Origin of the sequence: Microcystis sp. LE19-10.1B (assembly GCF_027530565.1) — a bacterium.
In the GTDB taxonomy this organism is placed as follows: domain Bacteria; phylum Cyanobacteriota; class Cyanobacteriia; order Cyanobacteriales; family Microcystaceae; genus Microcystis; species Microcystis aeruginosa.
In genome coordinates this window covers 1-4,897 of record NZ_JAPZQM010000173.1, presented here as the reverse complement: position 1 = coordinate 4,897, position 4,897 = coordinate 1, and the positions used below count along the sequence as shown (strand labels likewise).

6 protein-coding genes are annotated in these 4,897 nt (G+C 47.5%); all 6 read right to left on the bottom strand.

All coding sequences use genetic code 11. The features are described from left to right. Nucleotides 1-240: 240 nt before the first annotated feature. Nucleotides 241-531, bottom strand: a complete 291-nt coding sequence (locus O9332_RS06095) for a hypothetical protein (RefSeq protein ID WP_002761385.1) — start codon at nt 529-531, stop codon at nt 241-243. Nucleotides 532-567: 36 nt separating this feature from the next. Continuing rightward, entirely contained in the window at nt 568-804 is a 237-nt protein-coding gene (locus O9332_RS06090; RefSeq protein ID WP_043999266.1) for a hypothetical protein, read from the bottom strand. Nucleotides 805-833: 29 nt separating this feature from the next. Further along, nucleotides 834-1,133 (bottom strand): Txe/YoeB family addiction module toxin, encoded by a 300-nt coding sequence (locus tag O9332_RS06085; protein ID WP_002761386.1) that lies wholly within the window; start codon nt 1,131-1,133, stop codon nt 834-836. Beyond that, on the bottom strand, nt 1,105-1,404 hold the full coding sequence (locus tag O9332_RS06080; protein ID WP_002761387.1) for a type II toxin-antitoxin system Phd/YefM family antitoxin: 300 nt from the start codon (nt 1,402-1,404) through the stop codon (nt 1,105-1,107). Before O9332_RS06080 ends, O9332_RS06085 begins: the two co-directional genes overlap by 29 nt. Nucleotides 1,405-1,453: 49 nt before the next feature. Beyond that, a complete protein-coding gene (locus tag O9332_RS06075; protein ID WP_288024264.1) occupies nt 1,454-4,306 on the bottom strand; it encodes an AAA-like domain-containing protein in 2,853 nt (950 codons plus the stop codon). A gap of 68 nt (nt 4,307-4,374) precedes the next feature. Further along, on the bottom strand, nt 4,375-4,710 hold the full coding sequence (locus O9332_RS06070) for a XisI protein (protein WP_002754817.1): 336 nt from the start codon (nt 4,708-4,710) through the stop codon (nt 4,375-4,377). Nucleotides 4,711-4,897 lie beyond the last annotated feature (187 nt).

The following is a 4,897-nucleotide window of genomic DNA, read 5'->3' as shown; positions in this document are numbered from 1 at the left end:
ACCCTTATAGAGAAAGGCATTTAGCGATTTTTGTCAATTGTTTTTTATCTAGAGCGAACTAATCAATTAAGTCTCTTGCCAGATAAGGATTTAGTCGATTTATGCCCCCCTATCGAACCATAACAAGTAACGAAGAGCCGAATAAATCCTTCATAACTATCACGTTTTTCACAATCTAGCGTAAAAAATTTTACTACTGAACAGGTTGCGATAATTGTTTGAATCTGTTGAAAATAATCTTCAATTAACAAATTCAATTCCTCTGAGTCTTTCTGCTTTTTCCTGTAGGCATTGTAGCATTCGCAATTCGCCAATCCATTCGTCAAGTTCCAGGGTTTCCTGAAATTCGTCGTTTTCGTAGCGATGCAGAAATTCTGCTGTGGACAGTTGATATTTGTCCTCAAATTCTCGCAGTCGTTGTTCGGTACGCTGGATACCCGCTTCAGTGGAACGTAGGGCTTCAGCGATTGCGCCTTCGATTAGAGGTTTGAGGGAGCCGGAGTGATGAGAGATGAGTGTGAGTTCCTTCATAATAAAATGGAGCTAAAAAGCTGGTGTCTAGGTAAATCAATAGTGTGCTTCTTGGCGTAATTGTTGCAGGATGTCAAGGCTTTGGATCGCGGAGGGTTGATGTTGGGATCGCAAAGCCTGGTGGGAACTTAGAGGGTGGCGGGAATTTAGCGGGGGCGAGAGTTGGGCAATGAGTTGACCTTCTCGGAAAATAATGATGTCTTGTCCTTTTTCAACTTCATGGAGGAGTTGGATGAGGGTGATGGAGGTATCGGTGATTTCTATTTTGAGCATGGGGTTGGCGTTTTAGCTTGTCTAGGTACTTAGCGATCGCTATAATGATAACGACCTTGCAAAAATTCTATCCGATCGTGACTAACCAGATAAACAATACGATCAGATTGGGTAAGGCGGCGAGACCAAACATTGGCATCTTGATATTTTAAGGGTTCAGGTTTGCCCGTTCCTTCAAAAGGATTGCGTCGAATTTCTTCAACTAAAGATAACAGACGAAGGGCAATTTTTCTCTCAGTTTCTACCCAATATCTGAGGTCTTCTAGAAACCTTATATCAAAAACGAGTTCGCGTTCTGGCTTAGGCTGAGACTTTTTCTTCTTTGTCAATACCTAACTCCTGGCATAAGTTTTCTAAAGTTTGAGGCTGATTCGTTCTGGCTTTGGCACGTTGTAGTGCATCTAGGAGGCGTACTGCATTTTCATGAGAACTGAATAAATAAGCAGTTTCTATCAAGCTATTGAGTTCTGCTGTAAGAATCAAGGAAATGCTTTCACCACCTTCCCGTGTAATTTCTATTGGTTGACGAGTAGAAATGACGCGATCGCAAATTTTGTCAAAGTTACTACCAGCTTGAGTCTGGTCAATTTTTGGGTTCATTTTTTCTCCTTTCTCCTTCTCTCTCAGATTATACTTTTGACTTTTGACTTTATTTTTCCTTTTTAGCGTCGTTGGCGAGTTGGTTGGCGCGGGCGACGGGATCAAAACGGAGGCTAGGATTCCACTTTTGGGCGATTTTAAAGCCTTCAATTGCTTCGTTGATTTTGCCTTCCCTAGCTAAGGCTTCGCTTTGTTCCATTAAAATACTCGCACTAGGCTGGGTGAGGTCAGCAGTTTGGCAGGTCGATAATTTAGCCAGCATTTGAGGATTGACAATCAAATAGTTTTTTAACCAATTACAGCCTCGAACCAACAGGCGATCGAGATTTTCCACAGGCCACACCCTCGCTGTCTTGTCAGAGGAGGCGGTGACGATGCGCTTGCCGTCTGGGCTAAAGGCGGCTGTTATGACATAGCCTTGATGGCCGTTGAGGGAGGCGATTTCTCTTCCCGTCTCGGCATCCCACACCCTCCCTGTCTTGTCTTCTGAGGCGGTGACGATGCGCTTGCCGTCTGGGCTAAAGGCGGCTGTCCAGACAGAGCTTTGATGGCCGTTGAGGGAGGCGATTTCTCTTCCCGTCTCGGCATCCCACACCCTCGCTGTCTTGTCAGAGGAGGCGGTGACGATGCGCTTGCCGTCTGGGCTAAAGGCGGCTGTCCAGACATAGCCTTGATGAGCCAAGAGGGTTTGGTGCTGCCAAGGTTGCCCTGCACGATTTTCTACGGTATCTAGCATCGTTTGCAGCGCGTAAAGGGGATTTGCCGCAAACCCCGCCCGTCCCTTTTTCTGTGCCAATGCCTTCGCCGCTTCTCCAACTTGGATCGCCTCTACCAATGCTGGGATCTGTCCAAATTGAAAGTTATTTGAGGCAACCTCACCCGATCGCTCTAACCGATTGACCGCAAGGATCGTTTCCTGTGCTATCTCTGCCTGTCGCGCCGCCCTTTCTGCCTGTCGCGCCGCCCTTTCTGCCTTTTGCTGCTGGGCTGCAGCAAGTCGGAACTGCTGCTCTGCTGCCACCTTATCCCGTTCTGTGGCTGCCCTATCTCGGTTGACTTGAGCCAACTGCGCCGAGGCTACCAGTACCCGTTCCTGTGCTTGTAGGTATTGCTGCTGGGCCGATCGCGCTTGGTTTTGTGCCTGCTGGAACTTGCGATCGGCATCCTTTAGCTTTCCTCGCGCTACTGAGAGATTTTTCTGGGCTAATTTTTCCTTTCTCCTCGTCTGGCGCAAATTGCTATCTAAAGTAATTTTGTCTTGCTGTAACTTCCTTTGCTCTGCTAATAATCTCAGGTTGTCGCCGTTCAGTTTTGTGATATTGGTTTGGGCAACCCTGAAATTATTCGTTGCCTTTATCGAAATAGGAACGGCAATAGCAGCAATGGCAATAGCTCCCAATGCCCCCAACAAACTAAGCTTATTCCGTCGATTAGCTTTTTTGATGATTCTGCCGGATTCCTCCCTTGTTTCTAATAATGCTTGGTTCGCTGTTTCTAATTCTGTTTCCGCCTGTTCCCTCGCCGCAGTCAAAATCTGATTCGCTTCCGTTTCCGCCGCCAATCGCCTTTCCATATCCCGTTTTTCGACATCCTGGCTATCATCTAAAAAGCGTTCATCTTCTTTACTCAAGCGCTTTCCTTTTGCCCAAGTCTCCGCCTCCCGCAACGCCTGTCCCCGCAACAAAAACGACTCTTTCTGCTCTTCTTGTGCCTCCTGCCAAGCCTTAAACGCCTCCCCATAAAACCCCGGACGCAAATCCGCCAAAGCGCGAGCCACCCACTGCCCATTAAACACCTGCGCGTAGATGGGGTTATAGACTTTCAACCTGCCCTCTCGCTTCACCACCAAACCCGTCAGCCGCAGTTGCAGTTGCTCGTAGCTCTCATCGGCAATGATCCCCCCTTCCTTTCTGGATGAGAGAGGGGGGGGTTCAGCATCCAAAACTTGCTGATAAATCCCTAGCAGTCGCCCCCGCAGCCGTTCGTCACTGCGTAAAATCCTGTCTCGAATCGTTTTCAAATGCGGCGGCACGTCCTGCGCCTCCCAATTATCGATAAGCTGGCTCGTCACCACCTGCGCCACCAAATCTGGGGGCGATAGGCGCAAATCTGCCTCCTGCACTACCAAATTCAAGACCCGCTGCGTCAAAAACGGCTGTCCCCCCGTCCAATACAACACCGCTTGCAGCACCGCCTGCGGATCGTCCACCTTGCCCACCAAACCCTGCATCAAAGGTTGAGCTTCCTGGAGTTGAAAGCCACTCATCTCCACCGCCCGACCGATATTAAACGCCGAACTACGCTTACTGACAATCAGATCGGAAGGTGTTGCCACCCCTAAAAACGCAAAAGTCAGCCGCCGATAACGCAGATCTTCCGCCCGCCGCTCAAAGAAAGAGCGAATCAGAATGAAAAAACCATCGGTATCAAACTTGAGACTGAGCAGGTTATCAATTTCTTCGACAAAAATGACGACATCTTGCGAGAGTTCTGCCAGCAATACGCGATCGATAAAATAAGTAAAGCGTTCGACCGCCGAAATCGACTGAGCCGCCAGATCCTTCCACCAACTCGAAAAATCGATTTTCTCTTGTAAATGCAAATCATCGATCAAGCGTTTTATTGTTCCGGCATACCACTGATCCTCGCTCAAACTGGTTCCCCGGGTTTGCGGGTCAATGACCGCACAAGCCACCCCCTCTGCCGCTAACTTCTGCATCACCCGCACCCGCAAACTAGACTTGCCCATCTGCCGCGAGTTAAAGACAAAACAATATTCTCCTGATTTCAGGCGATCGTACAATTCGCGATCAGCCTGTCGCTCTACATACCCACGATATTCGGCAGGTAAGCTCCCGCCTACTTGATAGCTAAAAGGAGTCGAGGAAGTTGGGTTTGTCATCTGATACCAAGTTGCTAAAAATATGTCCCAGAAAACGGATTTCTTTAAGAAACCCGTTTTCTAAGAGGTTAGGCGATCGCGTAGCCCGTGTAACCGCGTACATCCGCCGGATGAAAAGCGAGGACAATATCCTGCTGGGGAACACCCGCTGCCACTAGCTCATGGGTTACTCCGTCTTCGGTTTCATCTCGTTGTACCCAGATTTTCTCGTTGATAATATCCAAATGAATTAAACAGCCATGCACGCGAGTTTTGCGATCCCATCCGAGCGTCATCAAAAGATAGCTATCTCGAACTTCATCAAAAATCGGCTTACAAATCAATTCGCCGTGAGAATAAGGGATTTCAGTATAAGGAATCAAAACCGATTTAATAATATGACGATACTGATCTAATTTTTCCATTGCGAAATGACCTCCTTTTCAGCATCAAAAACAATAAACTTGAGATTTTCGGCTCTTCGTTACTTGTTATGGTTCGATAGGGGGGCATAAATCGACTAAATCCTTATCTGGCAAGAGACTTAATTGATTAGTTCGCTCTAGATAAAAAACAATTGACAAAAATCGCTAAATGCCTTTCTCTATAAGG